At 50.1% G+C, this 19,955-nt stretch carries 22 protein-coding genes; 10 read left to right on the top strand and 12 right to left on the bottom strand.

Going from position 1 to position 19,955, the window contains the following annotated elements:
* Window positions 1-113 precede the first annotated feature (113 nt).
* The 3 genes from JMI88_RS36400 to JMI88_RS36390 are packed head-to-tail and all read left to right on the top strand — an operon-like array spanning window position 114 to window position 3,063.
* On the top strand, window positions 114-572 hold the full coding sequence (locus tag JMI88_RS36400) for a hypothetical protein (RefSeq protein WP_201366946.1): 459 nt from the start codon (window positions 114-116) through the stop codon (window positions 570-572).
* On the top strand, window positions 569-1,201 hold the full coding sequence (locus tag JMI88_RS36395; protein ID WP_201366945.1) for a hypothetical protein: 633 nt from the start codon (window positions 569-571) through the stop codon (window positions 1,199-1,201). Before JMI88_RS36400 ends, JMI88_RS36395 begins: the two co-directional genes overlap by 4 nt.
* Window positions 1,198-3,063 carry a VirD4-like conjugal transfer protein, CD1115 family gene (locus tag JMI88_RS36390; RefSeq protein WP_201366944.1) on the top strand — a complete coding sequence of 622 codons (1,866 nt, stop codon included), beginning with the start codon at window positions 1,198-1,200 and terminating at the stop codon, window positions 3,061-3,063. Before JMI88_RS36395 ends, JMI88_RS36390 begins: the two co-directional genes overlap by 4 nt.
* 99 nt (window positions 3,064-3,162) lie before the next feature.
* Here the strand turns inward: JMI88_RS36390 and JMI88_RS36385 are convergent, their stop codons facing one another.
* The 11 genes from JMI88_RS36385 to JMI88_RS36335 all read right to left on the bottom strand — a co-directional run bounded on the left by JMI88_RS36385 (window position 3,163) and on the right by JMI88_RS36335 (window position 13,720).
* Window positions 3,163-3,669 (bottom strand): HIT family protein, encoded by a 507-nt coding sequence (locus tag JMI88_RS36385; RefSeq protein ID WP_201366943.1) that lies wholly within the window; start codon window positions 3,667-3,669, stop codon window positions 3,163-3,165.
* A gap of 316 nt (window positions 3,670-3,985) precedes the next feature.
* Entirely contained in the window at window positions 3,986-4,345 is a 360-nt protein-coding gene (locus JMI88_RS36380; RefSeq protein WP_201366942.1) for a cupin domain-containing protein, read from the bottom strand.
* 82 nt (window positions 4,346-4,427) lie between these two features.
* A complete protein-coding gene (locus JMI88_RS36375) occupies window positions 4,428-4,835 on the bottom strand; it encodes a PP2C family protein-serine/threonine phosphatase (protein ID WP_201366941.1) in 408 nt (135 codons plus the stop codon).
* Window positions 4,820-5,326, bottom strand: coding sequence for a PP2C family protein-serine/threonine phosphatase (locus JMI88_RS36370; protein WP_201366940.1), 507 nt, complete (start codon window positions 5,324-5,326; stop codon window positions 4,820-4,822). Before JMI88_RS36370 ends, JMI88_RS36375 begins: the two co-directional genes overlap by 16 nt.
* Before the next feature lie 190 nt (window positions 5,327-5,516).
* Window positions 5,517-6,332 carry a YwqG family protein gene (locus JMI88_RS36365; protein ID WP_201366939.1) on the bottom strand — a complete coding sequence of 272 codons (816 nt, stop codon included), beginning with the start codon at window positions 6,330-6,332 and terminating at the stop codon, window positions 5,517-5,519.
* Between the two features lie 290 nt (window positions 6,333-6,622).
* Window positions 6,623-7,969: a phosphotransferase gene (locus JMI88_RS36360; RefSeq protein WP_201366938.1), complete on the bottom strand. Its 1,347-nt coding sequence runs from the start codon at window positions 7,967-7,969 to the stop codon at window positions 6,623-6,625.
* A gap of 554 nt (window positions 7,970-8,523) precedes the next feature.
* Window positions 8,524-10,989 (bottom strand): VirB4 family type IV secretion system protein, encoded by a 2,466-nt coding sequence (locus tag JMI88_RS36355; protein ID WP_201366937.1) that lies wholly within the window; start codon window positions 10,987-10,989, stop codon window positions 8,524-8,526.
* A gap of 5 nt (window positions 10,990-10,994) precedes the next feature.
* Window positions 10,995-11,375: a PrgI family protein gene (locus tag JMI88_RS36350; RefSeq protein WP_201366936.1), complete on the bottom strand. Its 381-nt coding sequence runs from the start codon at window positions 11,373-11,375 to the stop codon at window positions 10,995-10,997.
* 11 nt (window positions 11,376-11,386) lie between these two features.
* Window positions 11,387-11,623 carry a hypothetical protein gene (locus JMI88_RS36345; RefSeq protein WP_201366935.1) on the bottom strand — a complete coding sequence of 79 codons (237 nt, stop codon included), beginning with the start codon at window positions 11,621-11,623 and terminating at the stop codon, window positions 11,387-11,389.
* 46 nt (window positions 11,624-11,669) lie between these two features.
* Window positions 11,670-12,353, bottom strand: coding sequence for a CHAP domain-containing protein (locus JMI88_RS36340; protein WP_236023215.1), 684 nt, complete (start codon window positions 12,351-12,353; stop codon window positions 11,670-11,672).
* Between the two features lie 11 nt (window positions 12,354-12,364).
* Complete coding sequence (locus JMI88_RS36335; RefSeq protein WP_201366934.1) at window positions 12,365-13,720, bottom strand: hypothetical protein; 1,356 nt, start codon at window positions 13,718-13,720, stop codon at window positions 12,365-12,367.
* Window positions 13,721-14,046: 326 nt separating this feature from the next.
* Here JMI88_RS36335 and JMI88_RS36330 point away from each other — a divergent pair, with 326 nt between their 5' ends.
* The 6 genes from JMI88_RS36330 (at window position 14,047) to JMI88_RS36305 (ending at window position 18,465) form a co-directional block, all read left to right on the top strand.
* Window positions 14,047-14,514 (top strand): NUDIX domain-containing protein, encoded by a 468-nt coding sequence (locus tag JMI88_RS36330; protein ID WP_201366933.1) that lies wholly within the window; start codon window positions 14,047-14,049, stop codon window positions 14,512-14,514.
* A 105-nt stretch (window positions 14,515-14,619) separates the two neighbouring features.
* Window positions 14,620-15,639 (top strand): phosphotransferase enzyme family protein, encoded by a 1,020-nt coding sequence (locus JMI88_RS36325; protein ID WP_201366932.1) that lies wholly within the window; start codon window positions 14,620-14,622, stop codon window positions 15,637-15,639.
* A 403-nt stretch (window positions 15,640-16,042) separates the two neighbouring features.
* Window positions 16,043-16,624: a hypothetical protein gene (locus JMI88_RS36320; protein ID WP_201366931.1), complete on the top strand. Its 582-nt coding sequence runs from the start codon at window positions 16,043-16,045 to the stop codon at window positions 16,622-16,624.
* A 38-nt stretch (window positions 16,625-16,662) separates the two neighbouring features.
* Window positions 16,663-17,364: a hypothetical protein gene (locus tag JMI88_RS36315; RefSeq protein ID WP_201366930.1), complete on the top strand. Its 702-nt coding sequence runs from the start codon at window positions 16,663-16,665 to the stop codon at window positions 17,362-17,364.
* Window positions 17,365-17,500: 136 nt separating this feature from the next.
* Window positions 17,501-18,160, top strand: a complete 660-nt coding sequence (locus JMI88_RS36310; protein WP_201366929.1) for an SMI1/KNR4 family protein — start codon at window positions 17,501-17,503, stop codon at window positions 18,158-18,160.
* Between the two features lie 11 nt (window positions 18,161-18,171).
* On the top strand, window positions 18,172-18,465 hold the full coding sequence (locus tag JMI88_RS36305; protein WP_201366928.1) for a hypothetical protein: 294 nt from the start codon (window positions 18,172-18,174) through the stop codon (window positions 18,463-18,465).
* 100 nt (window positions 18,466-18,565) lie between these two features.
* On the opposite strand, the gene JMI88_RS36300 is transcribed toward JMI88_RS36305, so the two are convergent.
* Window positions 18,566-19,210, bottom strand: coding sequence for a hypothetical protein (locus JMI88_RS36300; protein WP_201366927.1), 645 nt, complete (start codon window positions 19,208-19,210; stop codon window positions 18,566-18,568).
* Between the two features lie 273 nt (window positions 19,211-19,483).
* Here JMI88_RS36300 and JMI88_RS36295 point away from each other — a divergent pair, with 273 nt between their 5' ends.
* On the top strand, window positions 19,484-19,945 hold the full coding sequence (locus JMI88_RS36295) for a hypothetical protein (protein ID WP_201366926.1): 462 nt from the start codon (window positions 19,484-19,486) through the stop codon (window positions 19,943-19,945).
* Window positions 19,946-19,955: the final 10 nt, after the last annotated feature.

The raw sequence follows: 19,955 nt of genomic DNA, 5'->3' as shown, positions 1-19,955 counted from the left end.
GCAGCGCTATTGACTCCAGGAAAGGCTTGTGAAGAGGAACGAGGAAGCACTATTTGAGTGTCAGCAAAAAATCGGAGTGTCACATCAGCACTGAGATGAAATGGAAGGAATAGATGAAAAAAGAACGGCTCAATATCTATTTGGATCCGGCGTTGAGAGCCGCGATCCGCGATTTAGCTGGGAGCGATGGGTATAGTAGCCAGGTCGCGGAAGAGTTGCTACGTTTGGGGTTGGGATTGAAAAAAGGGGAGACGATCGAGCAACAATCGTTGCCAGTCATTCGCGATTTGCTTCAGCATGAGCTGCGCAAATCTTTGTCGCAGTTGCGCACCGAGTTGCGGGAAGATATGCAGCTTGAGATCCTCAATGAGATGAAGGCGGTTACGCGCCGAAGCGATGATCGTCTGGCCTCCTTGATCGTACGAGCCATCCGTGAAGGGGGCTTGAGTCGGCGCATGGTCTATGCGTTGCTGGCCAGGGATGATGCCCAGTTCGCGTTGCACGTCTATGACGATGCCAGAGTCAAAGTAGGCAAGGATCTCGCCGCTCGTGCGGGCAATGAACAGGCATGATTGCGAAAGGGACAGGTTTCGTCAAGGGAAAGAAGCAGGTGGCAGGCAAAAAGCTGGCCTACCACCTGAAATATCTCCAATACAGGCCCCGAGGATCTGAAGAGACGCGCGAGCAGCGCTTTTTCTTCGGCGCAGTGGAAGATCATGTCGACAGAAAGGACATCCAGGAAGAGATTATGGCACATACCTCCAGAGCGGTCAGCTATCACCGTTTTGTGCTCTCTCCTTCTCAAGAAGAGCCAATCCTGGATTGGATGGAGTGGACACGCGCCGTGATGCGCGACCTTGAACACTATAAGGGGCAGACGCTCCATTGGTACGCGATCCATCATACAAATACAGATGATCCGCACATTCATATTGTGCTGGCCGGGAGGGGAGAAGATCACCAGTCTGGTCAGCCGAGCCCCGTGAAGATGCTAACAAAGGATAAATCTCCTGGTGGTCGTGATGATTGGGAATTTCTACGTGCATGGGGGAGAGAACATAGCGAGTATGAGCACTATCAGCATCTCCAGGCAACACTTCAAGAGCTCGATAGAGAAGATCCCTTTCTTCATGCGATGCAAAGAAGTGCGATAACACGAGATGCTGAACACTCGAATGCACAGAAAGGTTGGGAAAGATGATACGACGTCTCCTGCTTATTGCCTGTCTCGTTCTCGCAGGGATGATACTCTGGTTTTCGGGAGTATGGCTCCGTGGATATCATATCGCGATCCTCGCACTCGCGTTTTTGGCCGACTATCTCACGCCTGAGAAATATCATGCGATGGCGATTGACCAGGCCTGGCACAACTGGTGGCAGATCGGCGACGAGCAACGCTGGAACCTGTATCTGCATGATAGCACACTTCAACACGTCACAGTCGCATATGCTCAGTTCGCAGGCATGGTCGTCATCCTTGCCGGTGCGTTTCTCTTCCCATGGCGCACTATGAAATTAAAGGCGTCAACCGTTCATGGGTCAGCACATTGGGCAACCCTCAAGGAAGCACGCATACTGCTGAAGGATCACGGGAAGAAAGCAGCCATGCAGAGCCAGCTCCCGCTGGGGATATATAAAGATCAGCAGCTAGCACTCAAAGAGAAGCAGCTAGAAGAACATGTCCTGATCGTTGGACCAAGCGGCAAGGGCAAGACCGCGGGTGTGATTGCGCCTGGTATTTTATCCGAGCGCGGTAACCGCTCGCTGGTCATCATTGATCCCAAACAGGAATTGGTCAGGCTGACAGCTGGTGCGGTCTCCCAATCGATGCAGGTCTGGCTTTTTGCTCCCACGCAGCCAGAACACAGTCATCACTATAATCCGCTAACCCATATTTCCACTATGGAAGAGACTGAGGAATTTGCCACCTGCTGGGTGTCCAATACAGGCAGGAGCAGCGATCCCTTCTGGGATAGAAACACGGAGCTGCTGATCACTGCCGTCGTGCTACACCTTCGAGATACAGAGCCAGGTGCTCCTTTCTCTCGCGTGGCCGACATCCTGACCGGCTCGTCCTTTGCAGATATTGAAGCGCTCTTTGAGGAAAGTCCATCAGTTCGAGCCAAAAAGACGGCGGCCGCATTCCTGAAGAATCTCAAGTTAAACGAGAAGACCGCCGGTGGCGTGATGACGGATATCGCCGGGCGTTTTTTCCGCCTGCAGAATCCGAAGCTGGCAGCCGTCACAGCAGCAAACGACATCAACTTCAATGCGATGATCGAACAGCCTACAGCCTTCTATCTCTCAATCCCAGCCAGTGCTGCAGAGCGTCTCCAGCCACTAACGGCCTGTTTGCTGATGCAAATGTTTACGGCGTTCGCCAATAGGGCGGAAAAAGAGCCCCGAGGGCAACTTCCACGCGGCATTACCTGTTATCTTGATGAATTTGCCAATGCGGGCAAGATTCCACAGATGGCACAGAAAATCAGTATGTTGCGCAGCACAAAAGTCGGGCTCATCCTGGCCATTCAAAACTACGCGCAGCTTGATGCACTTTATGGTTCCGAGAGCAAAGAGACGATTCTGAGCAATACAACCACCCACATCGTTTTGCCAGGAACCGGCCAGGATGAGGCCGAATTCTATTCGCGCCGCATCGGCACCACGACTGTTATTGGCCAGAGCATGAATAAAAATGCGCAACAGCAAAGCGAAAGCTGGAGCCAGGGGCAACAAGAAATCGGGCGCAGACTCATCATGCCGGAAGAGATCCGCACCATGAAAAAGGGGGAAATGCTTCTGCTGACCGATACCATCGCACCCATCAAGTTCCGCAACATTCCCTATTACCAATCGCAGCTTATCAAGCGGGCCAATCTGCCCTTTCGACATCCTGAAGAAAAAGAGGAGCAGTTATCGCACAGCACATGTGATAGCCACAAAACAGAGGAATCGGAACCTGGATTTGAACTATCAACCGATCCAGGAGCTCCGCAAGCAAACAACCATCCATTTCAGCAGGGAGGGCTTCCACAGAACCATCCAACCTTGTCACCGGATTAAGAGTAAATAAGCTCAAAACCGCAACAATTTGGGCCACATCGTCTGGAACAAAATGCGAGCCTGCAACCCCTCATGACACATGTCGGAGAGAGATTGTTTTTACAGTTCTTGTCTCTCTACAATGGGAAGGAGGGCGTATCGAATCTGGCTGGCCAGCTCCTCACCATTCTCAAGTGGGCCACGTGGCAACACAAACCGCTTTGAACCGATGGGATCGCCAGCGTAACGAGGAAAGAGTTGGATGTGGACATGATTAATTGATCCATCGCACATTGTATTCAGATAGACCTTTTCGGCGTGGAGAGCCGCTTTGAGAGCGTTTACTACATGAAGACAGAGTTGAAAGAGGGATCGCGCTTCCTCTACCGAAAGCTCAGAAATATCTTCTCGATGGGGCTTGTAGACCACAATGGTATGCCCAAGCATACGTGGATAGGGGTCAAGGACCACTTTAAACTGGTCATCTTCATAAATGGGTGCTTGCTGCCCAAAGATCAAGCCGGTAGCAAGGTCATGGCAGGAATAGCAGATCCCGCGCTTTCGCAGCGCTTCGATCTTTTGATTGAGCTGGTGACGATCTTGTTCCCAAGAAGGAGTTGTATTCATGTTCTCTCCAATGTGTCTGCATTGACCTGTGCTCCAGCTGATAGAGTCAAGCATCATCTGGCTCGGTGTGCAGCATATCACTTTCGCAGCCGGCTAACGGTATTAACATGTTCCAGAGGAAGTATACCAGATAGGAAGCGTTTTCTCCGGATGCTCATTGGTCAATTCCTCTGTTTCGCGCTGATTTTCTCAGGTCCACCTCAAAACATGTACAGCTTTAACCCTTTTACTAATTAAAGCTATAAGGTGGGAATGTTTGGAGGATAAAGCACAAAGAAGTCAGATGTATTTGTCGCTACTACAGCTAAGGAAATGGTTAACTTGACTCTGACTGATAGACTTTGTCGCTTACGGAAGGAGCTCGAAGCATCAGCGTTTCCACCGGTGGATGAACTTCAACAATCTGGTGATATATCCCAATGGGGAAACAACAAAACTCGCGAGGACCAATGGTGAATCGTTCTCCTTCTACCTCAACAATCACGCTTCCCTGTAAAATGATGAAGCATTCGTCGCTCTCTCGATGTGCATGAGGTAAAGGATCAACCCATGCTTCTGTGGTGTGATTGTACCAAATTTGAAGCCGATCAGATTGAAAGCCAATTTCGTCAGGGGAAAGACGCCCTGCTAATAAAGTAGAATAGTCTGGTAACTTACGATGGTGAAAGTATGTCATCGGTGCCCTCCGTGGCTCGAAATAGTCATGTTCTGCTGATTCAGGGTATACATGTACTCAAACGTGTATGAGGAGCGTCGTGTCACTGCTCAGGAAACCTTTGGGGAATATGAAGGCTAGCTGGAATAGCTAAAACTTGCAAGCCAGAACTTTGCGTCGGGCTTTGTGGTTGTAACATCGAGACGACTATCACACTCATATTGTTTGGCCCGCCACCATCCAATGCCTTCTGAAGCAGCACATCAGCCGCAGATAAAGGATCATCAGGTGTATAAAGATTGAGAATATCTTCAATTATGGGATCACGAACGACATTCCACAGGCCGTATGAACAGAGCAGGAGGGTATCGCCATATTGCAGAGGGCACACAGAAATATCGACATCAATAGAAGATTGCTGAAATAAGGTGAGGTAAAACGCGTTTCGCTGAGGATGCGTATAGAGGTCATCAGGAGTGAGTTTTCCCTCTTCAATCAGGCGCGCCACCACAAATGATCGGTCGTTACCTTAAAAAGTTTTTCACCTGGATGATAGCGATACAGCCGGCAATTGCCGACATGAGCGATATATGCAGTTAACCCAACAACCAGAGCAGCGGTTACAGTCGTGCTCACCGATACATCAATATCGACCCCTTCCTTGCTATGCAAGTCGATATTCTGTTGGCGAACAGCTGTATTTGCGCGCTGCATCGCCTCGGCGAGTAGATGAGAGCACTCGTCCGGTTGAAGAGTATGGGTTCCCGTCATGTTTGGCAAAACATGGTCAGCAATGACTTGAATAGCTCGACTACTTGCATCCTGTCCGTTAGCATACCCTCCCATACCATCGGCAACTATAAACAAGCCGAATGGCATCAGCGATGTGTTATAGCTACCACTTACAGCAAAAAGACTATCCTCATTCAACATCTTCCGTTTTCCAGGGTCTGATCTCGCTCCCACCGCATACGTTACAGAAGTTGGCATTCCTTTATTCATCAGTCAGTATCTTTCTCGAAATACAAAAAATTATCATCTGGGCATATCAGATTCAAGCGTAAAATCGTAAAGCTACCCCCCCATTATCAAGACGGTTTTCAGACCAAATGAATATAGACAGACCAGTTCAAGAAGGCTCCAATCGATACAACCATTGATAAACATGTATAAATGGCTGCCATTAGCTTGCTTAGGTCGATTGTAAAATCAACTCTACTTTACTGAAATCTCTCTTCGCTAGGTCTCGTGTACGAATCCAGTAGTAAATCCGTCCAGTATTTCCCCATTCGGTGTCTGGAGCATCGTCGCTATCCATCTGGAACAGGAGTTGCCAGTCGGTCGGTGTGCCTTCAAGATCTCTGTGCATATCCCATTGGATGTCATCTGGGTGTCCCAGAAGGCGATGGAGAGGCATGTGGTATTGGGTTCCAGCTCTGCCTGCAAGCTGTGCTTGTATCTCATAGTAGGCCTGCTCTTCTTCATCGGTGAGCTGTCCTGACAACCCCAGTCGCTCAACAGAAGTGGAATCATACTGGCTATAATCCGGCAACGTGATCTCCGTGGAATGGGTCACAGCGCTGGGACGATAGCGGCGGCGCCTGGCGATCGTCTCTGGAATGGCAAATCTTTGGAGGGCTGTGGACACACCGGGGTCATACAATACACGCCAAGTGCTCTGGCGACGAGGCCAAGAGTCAAAGAAGGCATCGATGTCAAAGAAAAAGGAAAGCAACCCCGTGGTCAGCAAGAGATGCATCGAATCATAGGAAGCTACCTCAGACAGGTTGATCTGCGCCACAAACGGCAGCGGTACGCCATCGCATTCTGGCCATGGATATTCAACAGAGAGATCTGGCGATCCCCCGAATTTGGTTGCCCCTTGCTCGAGCTGTATTTCCTCCATGGGATGGGCTTTGAGACGGATCGATGGCAGTGCCACGTGCATGATCTCTGTGCTCACCCGAGACAATCCCGCAGCTTCCAGGAGCTGCTGTAATCGGCTCATACGTTTACTTCCTGTTGCGTTATCTGCTGTATGAGAGAAGGCGATCCGAATAGCTGGTGTGTATCCCGATAGACCTGTATGGAGTCTGATAGCCTAATGCCCGTTAACAGATTTCACTAAAATCATTCAACGCATAAAAATACTTGTATAGCAGTAACAATAACAGTATTATAGAGTATACATACGCCGAATAGGAAAAAGACTTCTTCCTTTTTTCTTTCCATAATGAAGAAACGCCGTTTCAGACTACAAAAACAGCCATCTGAAACGGCAGAAACTCATTTGCCTGTTTACAGCAGGCAGCGCAAGTAGGCGGGAATCATCAATGCCATTTCCCACTTCGCTTCCATGTGAGGCAAAATAAAACCATGATATCGACTTGCGTGATGCAAAGGCGCGAGATGTTGGGCTATCTCAAATGCTCGAGTCAAGCGCTCCAACGGCTCATAGCTCATCCACGGTCTCAAGTAAGCAGACCGTTGACGCATTTGCCAATCAGGCGTATCAGGGAAGGTGGTTTCCATTTCTTCAGGAAAGAGGCATAGGCTGAAAAATGGGTGGGCGATTGAGCTATCTGACCAATCGAAAAACAGTGGTTTCTGTTCAACCCAGGCAACATTCGTAGGGCTGAAATCACCATGCTCTAATGTGTAGGGGAGCTGATAGGTTTTCAGCTCTTGGCAAAGGTTCAGAAAGCGGGGCAGTTGAGCACGCAATGCTGCAATCTCTGAGCTGTTGAGACCTTTGCCCTCGATAAAGAGGGCCTCAGTGTCAGCCAGCAAGGTTCTGATATCCTCTGTCAAGTCATCAAGAGTGCGAGCAGGGCACCCTATTGCCACCAGGGAGTCTGCATGCGTTACCATCTCCCGCTGGAGTATAGCAAAAGTATACACTGCCTCTTCCCACCAGGCAAAATTTCCTCGTTCACCAATTTTCGGCCCGCCGAAATCGCGCAATAGCAAGAGGTTCCGTTGGCGATTCACCGCAAGTATCGAAGGCGCATGGGAAGAACAGTAGACGTCCAAATGTTGAGTAAGTGGAAGTTCGTGGGCAAACATAGCTGGGACAGCTTTGCAATACACCTGCCCGAGAGTGGTCTCTACCCGCAAGAGGCATGAACGCTCCCAGGTGCGTATCTGTTTCACGGTGTCATTCACCATCATGTCCTGGCCTCTAAGTTGCTCAACCATCCAATCTGCCGTTTCATCAAACCAACCAGCTCGCGCCCAGGCTCGTCGAGATAATGGAATGCCCTCTATTTGCTCTGTGAACCAAGCCTCAAGCACTTCTCTCTGCATTGGATGAGTCAGCGGAAGTGTCTTGAACTCAGAAAACCCAATCCAAGAACCATTGGCAGGAGTAAGCCAGTACGCATCTCGGTTCTCAAGCTCATGTACTCTGATGAAATGTCCGCTCTCTGTATCCTGATCCAGGAACAAACAGCGCAAGGTAATAACGCGTAGCGCCAACAGGTCTTGGATGGTTTGATTGATATGATCGCAGGTTTGCCAAAAATGGCGTTTCGTCGTCTGCCAACAAGGAAGGGACCATCCGTTTTCGGTATGCAGCAGGAACACGGCCGAGTGTGTTCGGTGAGGAATCACGGCGTAATACTCATAGATGGCAGGTAGATCCATCGAATGCTACTCTCTTTCGTCGTTTTATCATGGTTCGGGTTTCAAAGGGGATGTCTCGTGGGCATCCAAACAGGCTACCAGCCTCAACTGAGGGGCAGCAAGAAACATGCTTCAGATATTAGAACCATGATAAATCAGGCGAACACGGCTGGGAGTACCTCCAAGAAGATATGCACTCATGAGGAGCAAAGGCTTCCATATGGGGTTACAGTATCACAGCGCTCTTTTCTTTGTCAACAGATGAAGAGCTTTCTCATGCGCGTGTGATTCGCGCTTCATACGGAGAGCACACACTTGCTAGCTCCCATGCTCTTGCTATGGGACCTGTAAATGCAATCCCTCGAAGGACTCACGATAGCAAGCTAATTCCAATTTCAATCTATAGAGGTTCTTATACAGACTGCTTCCCTGTGTTTGTATCATAGTCTGTATAAGAACCTCTATTATTAGCATTTCTATCAGAGCCTTACTTCAAGACAACGTCTGAAATGCAGCCATTGATAAGAGCTTATCGATTATCGGCTCAAATTTCCTTCATTGCTCAATTCTCCTTCCTAGATGAAGACTTCCTGGGGTCCGGATACGGCCAGGCTGTGTTCTATGGGGCTGGCGACGACTTTCATGGGAACAGAGAGTCCTTTGGCGAAATAGAGGCCTTCGCCTTTGGCACAGCCCAGTAAAAATTTCCGGGCCCCCTGGCTGAGTTGTAGGGCTTCAGAAACGGCTTCGATGGTGGTGTGATCTTGTTTCATGGCATATTTGATCTCCGATTGTTGGATGATGGTCATGCCGTGCTCGTTTTTGACGAAGTCCTGAACATTCTGCGTGGTGACACGCAGGCAGAGGTTGTACTTGCGGGCACGGCGAGCCAGGCTCGATAAGAAGCGTCCGCCTTCGTCGAATTGCAGCAAGGCCCAGGCTTCGTCGACAGAGAGGATGCGTGGGACGGGATGCTGTTCGCTGCGGACTTCGGTCCAGACGGCATCGGTCGCCAGGAAGAGGCCGACGGGACGCAGTTCAACATCGAGATCGCGCAGGTTGAAGACGACAAATTGATGCTGGCCTAAGCCGATAGATTCATCAGGAAATGATGAGACATGCCGCTGAAGGCGGTCAGCCAGGCCAAAGGTGTCTGGTCCACAGGTTTGCTGGCGCAGCAGGTGATACAAATCGCGCATCGTGGGCAGCTTTCTGGTATGGGTCGCGGGATCGGCGGTGATGCCGCACTGCTGATAGAGTTGGCTCATACAGACGTTGAGATAGGCCTTCTCGCGCTGCGAGAGAGTACTCGACGCCTGTCCCCCTTTTTCTGCCAGGAGGAGATCAAAGAGCACATGCAGGCTCTGGTACTTCTCCTCCAGCAGGTTGCGCCCTTGCTTCTCTGCCGTTGGCAGGAGAAACGGGTTGATCTGGAGCGATCCAGGCGAGAGGCGAATGTTGGTACCACCGAATTTTTCGCACATGCGCCGGTATTCGTCTTCGGGATCAAACACGATCACTTTATACCCGCGCTGCAGGCAGCGGCTCAAGTAGACCTTCTCGTGATACGATTTTCCGGCACCCGATTTGGCGAATTTGATAGCGTGCCCATTCTGCAATTCGTCGCTGAGTGGGTCAACGATGACCAGGCTGCCATTGGGCATCACACCTTCCAGGATACCGTGCTCCATCGAGAGGCTGGTACTGGCAAATGGGAATGCCGTCAGCAGCGAACTGGTGTCCAGGATCTTTTTCCGCTTTAAGACGTCACGGCCATCTGGCAGCGTGCAGAGCCAGCCGCGATGGTGCTCCAGCGAGAGCGCGACCGCTCTCAGCTCCAGGCTCTTGAGCACCGACAGCAGGCGTTCAGAGCGCTCGTTGAGCTGCAGGCGCGATGATGCGCGCACGAGCAGGTAGAGCGAAACGCCAAAGACCTGCTCATCTTGCGCGACCAGCTTTTCACGCAGGGCCTCGACCTGCTTCAATGCCTCGTGGATATAGGGATCGTGATCCCTCCCACGGCGCTCTTCCAGCATGCGCGTCGCGCGGTATCCTGTCAACTTATGTGAGAGGCGCGCCGTATACGTCGCCGCTTCCAGGGGCTGAATATGCATGACCACCTCGATCGATGGCTCATCGATCTGGACCAACCGATCAAGCCATCCAGGCGAGATCCGCGAAGGATAGCCAATCACGGCATAACACCTGAGGTACTCATCCAGATCATCGTGATGGACACGCACGTACTTCGGCTTGATATCCAGCAAACCGGGAGCCAGTAGCTCGGACACATTGATGCTATTGGGATACTCGTCGGTCGGCGATTGCAGTGCAACGGTGCTCTGTTTGCTCACTGGCGATCCCACGTTCAATGCCCTCGCAGTCTCTTCCTTCGTAGATCGCACAGGAACGTCTGCCGCCTCCAATTGCTGTTCCGTCAGCGGAAACGCTTTGGCGGCCCTGGCATGCAGGCAGGATTGATAGTAGTGGACAAGTTCCAGCCGGTTCAGGCGCCTGCCATGCAATCCCATCCGCTCCAGGTCCTGGAAGATATCGGCACAACGGCGTTCCAGTTCGCTCTTAGAGAGGTCGGCAATCTCCGAGCGCGTTTTCCTCTTCGTTTTCAGACGATCAGCGGCAACGATGAGATAAAACTTTCGCTGCAGCAGCGCGCGTATGGATGCCAGGTTATGCACAAAGCGAATGTGGTCCTCGGTCACCTCATCAACTGCCGAGGTCGAGGCGATCTGGCTCCGTGCCATGTCGAGGTCGGCCAGATACGACGACAGCTCGTACGGCTCGATGCGGATATGGATCATCAGCGGAAAGGAGAGCCGCGCCAGGAACACGCGAAAGCCTTCCAAGACCGCCTCTTGCTCCGCCTCAGACATCAACGAGAAGTTCACGGGCTGCGTTTCGAGCACCGCCTTGTATTCGCGCTCGCGCGCTTTCTCAGTGCGGAGACAGAGGGTATTGCCCTCTATCTCGCGAACCGCAATCATATCAAGCATACTGCTGGGTTGATAGCGAAGTTGTAACATACGTGCTATTCATCCTCCTCTTCATAATCAAGGACAGGTGCATTCAGTTGCGCCACAGGCGCCAGATCCTCATCAGGGAACAGATCCCAGAGATAGATCTTCGGGGTGAAAAGATAGAGCAACCAAACCATTGCCCATTGCTCCAGGCCACGAGCAGCAGGTTGCAAAAAGGCCGCAACTACACCGATCGCAACAGGGACCAGCGAACAGAGCGCATTACACACTAGGCCAGCATCGCTTCCATTGAGAAAGGACAGCGAACTCCATACGGTATAGCCGAGTGCCACGCCCGAGCCGATCAAGAGCAGCTGGCGCGTGGTCAACCCCAGGATGATGTGATCGGATACGTCTAAGTGGATCGGAATTTTATGCTTATAGTTGCTCATTGAGCCTCCTGCTAGCCAAAGATCCGTTGCGCAATCGTCTGGAGCACCGGACCGCCAACGATAAAGGCAAAGCCGAACACCGCGCACCAGGCTGCGGCCTTGGCCAGCATCCCTTTGCGTTCATTGCCGAACGAGGTCATCAAGATCACGCCGATAATGCCGAGAATCGAGATGAACAGGCCGATGCCCAGCGCATGAATAAAAGCGCTGAACGCATTCGTCCACCTGGTAATCTCAGGAAATTGCATAGGTACTCGCTTTCTATCTGCTGTGCAGAACTGTAAACAGTGGTATTCAAGCGGCAGGGCGAATATATCCCTGAACGGTAAAGGTATCCCAGTAGCCGTTGTGCGTGTTCACGGTGCCATCCGGATTGCGGAGCAACGTTTGAACTGGCATTTGCGCATTCGCCTGCGCAAATGTGATCGAATGCGCATCGGCGGCAACCACGATACTGACATGCCCAAAGGGGCCGCCTGCCCAGGTCATAATGTCGCCCGGCAAGGGCTGCTGGCTCTCCATCCATCCCGGCTGGTGAGCAAACAACGCCCAGAACTGATTGGCATTCTCACTCACGATAGGGAGCGGCTTCACATGAATATAGCTGGCGATTACAAACACCACGCACTGAAAATTGCCATTCTCCCAGGCGGCACAACCTGGACAGTGGATAGCCGCCCACTGGATAACTTCAGGCGGAAATCCGTCGTCATACCAGGCATCCAGAGCAATGCCAAGACGCGGGTCATTACAATCCAGGCCTGGTTTGGGATCGGGTTGACAGTGCAAGTGGCGAGCCATGGCCAGCGCCATCTGCACCACCGCATTGTTTGATGGTCCGACAGCCGGGGCAGGGCTCGTATTTATGCCTCCTTGCAGCGCGATGGTCGTGAACGTCCCGTAAGCGATCACCACCACAATCAAGAGACAAAAGAAGATCATCGTACAGCATCCAAAGGCCCTCCTGAAACTCTTCATGCGTTATCCTCTCAGGCTCTCCCACGAAGCGACGAACCGGCCTCAGCCGCTCCAGAGGCAGCCGCCACAACGGCAGTGCCTCCCGCCGAGACAGGCACAAGCATCCAATGTCGGAGCATCTCAGGGATAACAAAAGCGATAAACAGAATGCCGATCCCGATGAGGAGATTGAGCAGTTCCGCGCCGGGGTTATTGTGCAGAACCGCAGCCGCCAGCATGCGACCACCTACAGTGATGGTTAACACCTGGAGAAAGCGCATCAGGCACAGCGCCACGAGGATGCGGAGCCAGGTGTGCGCGATCTGCTGGGTATCCGGGTGAAACAGGCACAGCAGACACAGAGGCCCCAGGGTGATCGCGATGGCCACGCCAGCGATCCCGATAGCGGCCTGAATTACCACCAGGACATTCATCAGACCATGCAAGACCTGGAGAAACGCCGCCAAAAAGACCGGCGCACCGTTCCCGGCGTTTCCTAATGGGATAGGAGACATCCCAACGTGATTGACCAGGACATCGCACAGCGCATTGTTGAAGTCGATCAAGAGCTGCGCGATCTTAAGACTGCTATGGGCAAACACCAGCGTCAAAAACAGGCGCGGCACCACATCGATCACATCGGCATAACTGACGGCTCGTTTCCCAGCTGTCAGGAGCCGTATCCCAATCCAGCAGAACGCCACAAGCACCAGCCCATCGGTGATGTGGACCATCACCTGCCAGACCGCGATCACAGCGGGATTCCCATAAGTCGCATCGGGTGGAATACGCTCGGTCATATGCTGTGATTGCGCAATCAACCAGTTCGCGCCATTGTTAAAGCTATCCGCAATCCACTGCAGAAAACCCACAAAGGCATCGCAATAGTGAATAGGCGCAAACAGATTATTCGGCAAAGCCGAATCCAGAGGACAATTTCCTGCAGTGGCCGCCGGTGGCTGGTGAGCCTTCGTGCACACCACCTGATTCGCATACTGCTTCTCCAGCAGATCCACCGGCCAGCCAATCCGCTGAAACAAATCCGTAGAGCGCAAACAGGTCGTCGCAGGAAGCGCCAGCAACTGATCATCACACAGCATTGTATTGCGATACCTGGGCGACAGGAATGACAGACTCCACCCAAATTCCTGCTGAACAACATCGCCAGCCTTACCCGAATGCTGGCAAGCTGGGGCTGTATCACCTGGTGATACCTGAGCCAGAACCATGGCAGGCCCGCCCCGCAATTGTCCTGAAAAATGAGGGGGAGTTGACGCTGACACGAACCCTGTAGCACCTGTGTAGAAGCCAGCCTGGCTCAGCATGGCCAGTCCCACAACAATAGGTAACCACAGCGGCCAACGCCAACCGCAAAAAAGACGAAACATGACACCTCGCTTTTCCTAGCAACATACATTCATGCTTATCTCTAAGCGAGGCCAATGATAACAAGGAATGAAGGCAACAATTGGCGAAGCCTTTTAACGGGTTATCCTAAAAGAGAGGTCAATAAAGAGGAGGAATTTTAAGTGCATCTCAGAAGATGTGATAGGTTCGTTATTCTGGCATTATTATCATGGCTCATGTTATTCATCTTATCCTTTGTCTGTAAATTCGAATTTTACAGACTCTCGATGATGACCACTTGTTGATACTCTTCCGCTCAAAATTCGTCCTCAATAAAGAGGAAAGCAAAAATGAGCAGGAGAAGAAGATGTATCCACGAAGTAGTGTTGCAGCTGTAATCATTCAAGATGAAAACCTTTTGGTCGTGAAAAAACGTGACGAAAAAGGTATCTTGTATAGTTTCCCAACAGGTGGACAAGAAGGAGGAGAAACCTTGGTACAGGCACTTCAACGAGAGGTCCTCGAAGAAGTGGGATGTGACATTGTGGTTGGCCCATTGCTGTGGGTGCGTGAATACATTGGAAAACATCATGAGAACGCCGACCTCGAAGGGGACGTTCACGTGGTCTGTCATCTTTTTCGCTGCACCATCGACGAGTTCTCGCGTACGTTCGAGGGAATGGCTCCCGATGCAGATCAAGAAGGGGTTGAATGGCTCTCGCTGGGGCAACTGGCAACCTACCGTTTCTACCCCCAGGCACTTATTCCCTTCCTTCTTGAGCAAGGACAAGGAATTTCCTCATCAGCTCCACTCTACGTTGGCGATATCAACTAATGTGCCAGGACACATACAGAATCCGCTGATGCAGAGCCTGATTTGACCTGCATATCGCATATAATGATGAGCTTGAAATTGACTGCATATGGAGGCGACCTCTCAATGAACTCATATCAACATTCACATCTGTTGGAATGGTGGAAGGATGATCCTTCAAATCCTGATCGCCCGTTACTGGACAACCCCGACGTGCAACAACTGGTCACCCAGATCGCTCCTGGATCACACGCCACTGATCTTGGCGGAGTTATGAGCCTCAACGCGCGATTAGATCCAGCAGGGGTCGTGCTTCGCGTCCATCAGCCGTTCGTCTCACGTCAGCGGCTCCTTGCCATTCAACAAGTACGGTTCTGTCTCTCCAATCGGGGACTAATCGCTCCTATCCCATTGCCATGGCGGAACACGCAAGTATTTCGGTGTAGGAATCGCTGGGCAGAACTGGAGGCCTACCTCCCACACGAGCAGCCTAAGCCAAAGTACGACTCCTACTATTGGATGTTTGGTGCATTGGGCACCTTGCATCGAGAATTGGCGACGCTCGACATAACCGTTCTGCGACCTCTGGTTGCCACATATGCACCTCCAAGTTCTCTAAGTCGATGGCTGCCCATCACAGAGGCAGCCGTCCAAGGTGATCGAGAGGCAGTTGATATTGTGCGGTTCCTTCGCAATTTGGTCAGCCGGTTACGCAGGCAATGGCTGCCTGCGTCCCACCTTCCGCAACAACTTATCCATGGCGATGTTCACCTAAGCAATGTAGGTCAGACTTCAACAGGCAAGACGGTCTACCTGGACTTCGGTTTTCTGGCCTACAGGCCACGGGTTCACGATCTTGCTTATTCTCTGGCGTTTATGGTGCTTGCACTCCAGGGGCACCAAGTACCAGAGAGCTTCGCGTGGCAACATGTCCCGCGGCTTGTTGAGGAATACGAGGCCCACGCGAACTTCCGTCTTACCGCTGAGGAAAGAAAGGCCCTCCTCCCCTACACCGCTGCTGTGCCGCTCTATGCTGCGGCTCTCGACGGATTCACCAATGATCCAGCAAGACAGATTCGGGGTAGGCTGCCTTTCCTGCGCCTTAGTGATTGGCTGCTGGCTCATCACGCAACAATGCCAGGCTAGTTAGGAACATGATCCCTGATACTTCAAAATCGACTCTGGGCCGATTCCATTGTCTGGACAGAAAATCTGCCTTGTGATGTGGCTAGACTTTGGCATATGAAATCGCTGATGGGCAAGTATGTGCGCTAAATATATCTCATTACCTTTATATGGCAGCATAACAATTTTTGTCAGATAACGGTATCTCAGCTTTTTGGAGCCGAGTTAAAAATTCAATTTACCCGATTGAGATAAAGCTTATGTGCCAATCATATAGATTAAAACTTTGCATTATTAGAAAAAAATGGTGTATTGTATTTATATCGTAGTAAAGGGTACAAAGGTATTCCACCTTTGTTACATATTCAAGGCAATAAGGCCCGATTCAGTTATTTTATGGGGCATCTTATGGGAAAGTAACATAATGGCACATATTTTTGTTGGGGTCATTGTTCCAGGATCTACAGCATTTGAGAAGATTGAAGAGACAGTCAAAAGTCAGCTAGAACCATTCGGTGATTACTGGGAAGTCGAACCTCATAAAGTCTATTTAAGCAAAGAGGAAATCAGTGATATAGCTGAGGACAATAATATCTCTCTGAAAGAGCTCGAAGAGTGGTACAGGCGTCCGTTAGCTATTGATGAGCAAGGTATCTATTATATTAGTACATATAACCCTCAAGCAAAGTGGGAGAACTGGTGGGGCATTGGAGGGCGATGGAACGGAGTAGTCAGCAAGATGTCTCGCCATGATAGTGGTCAGAGTACAAATATTGAACTAGAACATTGTAGATTAAATGAAAATATGATTCGCATTGAGCAGCTAGGCACCATCCCTGACTTTTTTGCGCTGCTTACACCAGATTTACATTGGCATGAAATTGGAACTGAAGGGGTAAAATTAGAGTACAGTGAACAAGAAGAATCTGAATGGCAAATAAAAGCACAACAAATTTTAGCAGAATATCGAAATGATATCTTAGTAGGAGTTGATTGCCATTCTTAAATGTTTATCACACATTCATGAGAAATAAAGGAACATTCATGGAACTCGATTGGTCAACGCAATCCCCTCATATTCGCTCACTGTACCCTCCCTGGCAATCTGGCGATGGATACGAGGAGAACATCATTCAGGCCACAGAGGCGCGGCTCGGTAGCCGCTTGCCAACTCCTCTCCGGACCTTTTACTCGACCTGGGGCCGACGCAAGGATCTGACCAGACTCAATCAAGCGTTGGTTGGACCTGATAAACTGGTTGCGCGGCCAGATGCCCTCATTTTCTGCTTTGAAAATCAGGCGGTCTGCTCCTGGGCGATCCGACACGAGGATCTGGAGAAAGCGAATCCTCCCGTTGTCGTCGCTTACGCTTTACCAGATTGGGAGTGGTGGGAAGTTGATGCACCTCTTATCTGGATGCCAAGCCACACCCATGTGTCAGACTTTCTTGACACGCTTACCTATCATCATGCTCTCTGTGGAGGAGCTATACATGGCGGGTACACACATTTTTTCCATCACCAGGAGTATCAAAACGCATGGTTGGAGCAGCAGTGGCAGCGCACGACTGTTGGTCCCCTGGTCTTTGGGCTTGTAGAGGATTTTTCCGATGATCTCCCACCTCTCTATGTACGAAATGGTCAGGCGCTCGCCTGGTTTTTGGGTTGTAGTGTCGCTGTTCGGAAGATGGAGACCCTTGATGAGATCAGCCAGGCACTTCAGGTAACCTGGGTCAAACAATGGTGAATCCAGATACAAACGAATTCAAAGATGAGTAAAATTCTTCCCTTGCCCTCTTGCCTTGCTTAAAAAACGGCGGTAAGCTCATCTAGAAATGAAATCTCATTCATCAAACGCATAGTAGCAAAGCTAAAGCGAAAAAATGGCACCTTCTTTAGATCGATTGAATCTCATAAAAGAAAAGCTAAAATCCTTAAAACGACAGGATACACAGTTTCAGACGTTCGGAGCTAGCGAACATACGTATGAGCTGCATCCACCTTTAACTCCTGACGAAGTATCTGCTTTTGAACAGCAACATGCCATTATTCTGCCAGAGGACTATCGGAACTTCTTACTCTCCATAGGAAATGGAGGAGCCGGACCCTATTATGGCCTCTTCCCCATACACATGTATAACTGGGAGCTAGAGAATGTCCAGGACAATTTTTTAGCTCTTCCCTTTCCTCATCAAAAAGCCTGGCAGCCTGATTCTGATGTAATTGATACAGAAGCTGTCGATGAAAATCACACCTACTTTGGAAACTATTGGATTCAGGGGGCCATGAGAATTTGCCACTTTGGATGTGGAGTCTATTTGTTGTTAGTTGTAACCGGACCAGAACGTGGAAATATCTGGTTTGATGACCGAGCCAGTGATAATGGCATTTATCCAGCAGAAAGTAACTTTCTCACCTGGTACGAAACCTGGTTAGAAGATAGCTTGCAAAATGTAAAACCGAAAAAGGAAACGCGGCCAAAGAAACGTTCAATCCTCCTCCGTTTGCTCAGCTCTTCTCTGTTTCAATTAGGAAGGCGGTAAATGATCACATTATGCAAGAAGCATTAGATGCAGCACTCACCCGTTTGTGGGCTGAAGGATGTCCTATGGCTCACCCTGCTGACCGAGCGCGCATGATCAATATCGGAATTCGACGTTGGTGCAGTTTTGAGCGTCGCAATAAACGCAAACATCCAACGTTAGACGACCATGTCAAAGATCTAGCAGAAGGTCTGCGGGATGCATTTGAGACGGACAGAAAGATGGTTGGTCCGCTAATGGTTCATTATTACTGCGTCGCAGAAGTCATGGCACCGATCCTTGCTTCGCCTCAAATCGATACGTAAATCCTAGAATCGGCGCAGTCTTACCGCAGGAAGGGACAAAAACGTAAGCAAGAGACCCGCCCCATTAGTATTTGGCAAAAAGAGGATTGGGAGGTGTTTCTTATGATACCTGGCATGCGTTCGCTGCTTTTCCACAGCAAGAACAGAGAAATGCATAAATGATGCCTTCTACATCAGGCCGTAAGTCAGCAAGATTAAGTTGTCCGACAAAGAGCATTCTTTGTTGACATCCAGGACAATAGGGGTAGTCAGAGCTGTGTATCCACGTCGGGACGTTTCCTACGTATGAGAGGCCTTTTTGCCGACAGGAAAGAGGGCCTTCGGGAAGGGTGCTGTATGGAGAACCAAGCTGTAGCTGCTGGCAGGAGATGTGCGGCAGATCTTCCCAGTCATCGAGATCATTCAAAGGATCGACAGGTTCCTCTCCATTATCTTGACTCCATTGAGACAATCCATCACCATTCACATTGCTATATACAGGATCACCTAATAACGTGCATGTCGGACACATGGCAATGCGAAGTTGTTGTCCTTGCATAGCAAGAAATGAAAAGGCTGAGTGGCGCAAGTTGAAGTCAAAAAGCGTTAGAAGATGACGCCCACAGCCACCGCAGCGATCTTCACGTGGAACGATAACGGCAACAAAATCTAGCTCATTTTTCACGGATGCGTCTCGGCCTGACAAGAGGGGAACGTATATAGGAAAAGAAGAATTGCTATTGTTTCGCTCTGCTATATCAGCCATCTCTCCTCGCAATCATATAGGAAACACATTCAATAGGTTTCCAATTATTCAAAAGCCACTTTAGTTACGCTTTGTTTCCCTTTTTGCCGAAACCGATACATGAATCGCTTGCGACTCTTATAATCTCTACTTTTCTCTTGAAGAGTCTATCACAAAAGAAACCATGCAGTCTAGCTATGCTCTCTTTGCATTTAAGAATCACTAGTGAAACTATATGATCAAATTGACCGTAAACAAAGGGAGAAGCTAGAAATAGAAACAGGAAGGATCCTCATGAAAGAGTACTGGTATGCTGGCGATAACACACGAGTGACACGCTGGCTCTATATTATCATGGCGATCTTTTGGCTTTGGCCTGCAACCCTTTCGGGTGTTATTGAGGCTTTGCATATGGGTGACCCTTTCCCGAACTGGCTGAACTACTTCTTGCAGTGCATTGGCTGGTTCTGCTGGGGTCTGGCTTCTTTGATGGTGGTTATCGCACGGCACCGTCGCAAACCACACGTCTCAGTCTATACGCAACCACGGTTGTGGTTTGGCCTGATTGGTTTTACACTAATTCCTGATGCCGCAATATTAGGGTTGGAAAATAGTCATATGCTCTCTGCGAGTATGATACCGGACGTAATACAATCAGCTTCAGTAATTGCCAGCTTGATTTGCCTCATCGTAGCATTATACTTCTGGGTACGGAACCAAAGAAGAGTCGATCATAAACAAAAAGCTCAAGAATGATGAAGCGTCA

It is taken from the genome of Dictyobacter formicarum, assembly GCF_016587435.1.
The sequence above is the reverse complement of the archived record's forward strand: the minus strand, read 5'-3'. Positions and strand labels throughout refer to the sequence as shown.

Excerpts from the sequence above, each read along its gene's own strand:
- JMI88_RS36400 (WP_201366946.1), top strand. The coding sequence starts at position 114 with ATGAAAAAAGAACGGCTCAATATCTATTTGGATCCGGCGTTGAGAGCC.
- JMI88_RS36395 (WP_201366945.1), top strand. The coding sequence starts at position 569 with ATGATTGCGAAAGGGACAGGTTTCGTCAAGGGAAAGAAGCAGGTGGCA.
- JMI88_RS36390 (WP_201366944.1), top strand. The coding sequence starts at position 1,198 with ATGATACGACGTCTCCTGCTTATTGCCTGTCTCGTTCTCGCAGGGATG.
- JMI88_RS36385 (WP_201366943.1), bottom strand. The coding sequence starts at position 3,669 with ATGAATACAACTCCTTCTTGGGAACAAGATCGTCACCAGCTCAATCAA.
- JMI88_RS36380 (WP_201366942.1), bottom strand. The coding sequence starts at position 4,345 with ATGACATACTTTCACCATCGTAAGTTACCAGACTATTCTACTTTATTA.
- JMI88_RS36370 (WP_201366940.1), bottom strand. The coding sequence starts at position 5,326 with ATGAATAAAGGAATGCCAACTTCTGTAACGTATGCGGTGGGAGCGAGA.
- JMI88_RS36365 (WP_201366939.1), bottom strand. The coding sequence starts at position 6,332 with ATGAGCCGATTACAGCAGCTCCTGGAAGCTGCGGGATTGTCTCGGGTG.
- JMI88_RS36360 (WP_201366938.1), bottom strand. The coding sequence starts at position 7,969 with ATGGATCTACCTGCCATCTATGAGTATTACGCCGTGATTCCTCACCGA.
- JMI88_RS36355 (WP_201366937.1), bottom strand. The coding sequence starts at position 10,989 with ATGTTACAACTTCGCTATCAACCCAGCAGTATGCTTGATATGATTGCG.
- JMI88_RS36350 (WP_201366936.1), bottom strand. The coding sequence starts at position 11,375 with ATGAGCAACTATAAGCATAAAATTCCGATCCACTTAGACGTATCCGAT.
- JMI88_RS36345 (WP_201366935.1), bottom strand. The coding sequence starts at position 11,623 with ATGCAATTTCCTGAGATTACCAGGTGGACGAATGCGTTCAGCGCTTTT.
- JMI88_RS36340 (WP_236023215.1), bottom strand. The coding sequence starts at position 12,353 with ATGAAGAGTTTCAGGAGGGCCTTTGGATGCTGTACGATGATCTTCTTT.
- JMI88_RS36335 (WP_201366934.1), bottom strand. The coding sequence starts at position 13,720 with ATGTTTCGTCTTTTTTGCGGTTGGCGTTGGCCGCTGTGGTTACCTATT.
- JMI88_RS36330 (WP_201366933.1), top strand. The coding sequence starts at position 14,047 with ATGTATCCACGAAGTAGTGTTGCAGCTGTAATCATTCAAGATGAAAAC.
- JMI88_RS36325 (WP_201366932.1), top strand. The coding sequence starts at position 14,620 with ATGAACTCATATCAACATTCACATCTGTTGGAATGGTGGAAGGATGAT.
- JMI88_RS36320 (WP_201366931.1), top strand. The coding sequence starts at position 16,043 with ATGGCACATATTTTTGTTGGGGTCATTGTTCCAGGATCTACAGCATTT.
- JMI88_RS36315 (WP_201366930.1), top strand. The coding sequence starts at position 16,663 with ATGGAACTCGATTGGTCAACGCAATCCCCTCATATTCGCTCACTGTAC.
- JMI88_RS36310 (WP_201366929.1), top strand. The coding sequence starts at position 17,501 with ATGGCACCTTCTTTAGATCGATTGAATCTCATAAAAGAAAAGCTAAAA.
- JMI88_RS36305 (WP_201366928.1), top strand. The coding sequence starts at position 18,172 with ATGCAAGAAGCATTAGATGCAGCACTCACCCGTTTGTGGGCTGAAGGA.
- JMI88_RS36300 (WP_201366927.1), bottom strand. The coding sequence starts at position 19,210 with ATGGCTGATATAGCAGAGCGAAACAATAGCAATTCTTCTTTTCCTATA.
- JMI88_RS36295 (WP_201366926.1), top strand. The coding sequence starts at position 19,484 with ATGAAAGAGTACTGGTATGCTGGCGATAACACACGAGTGACACGCTGG.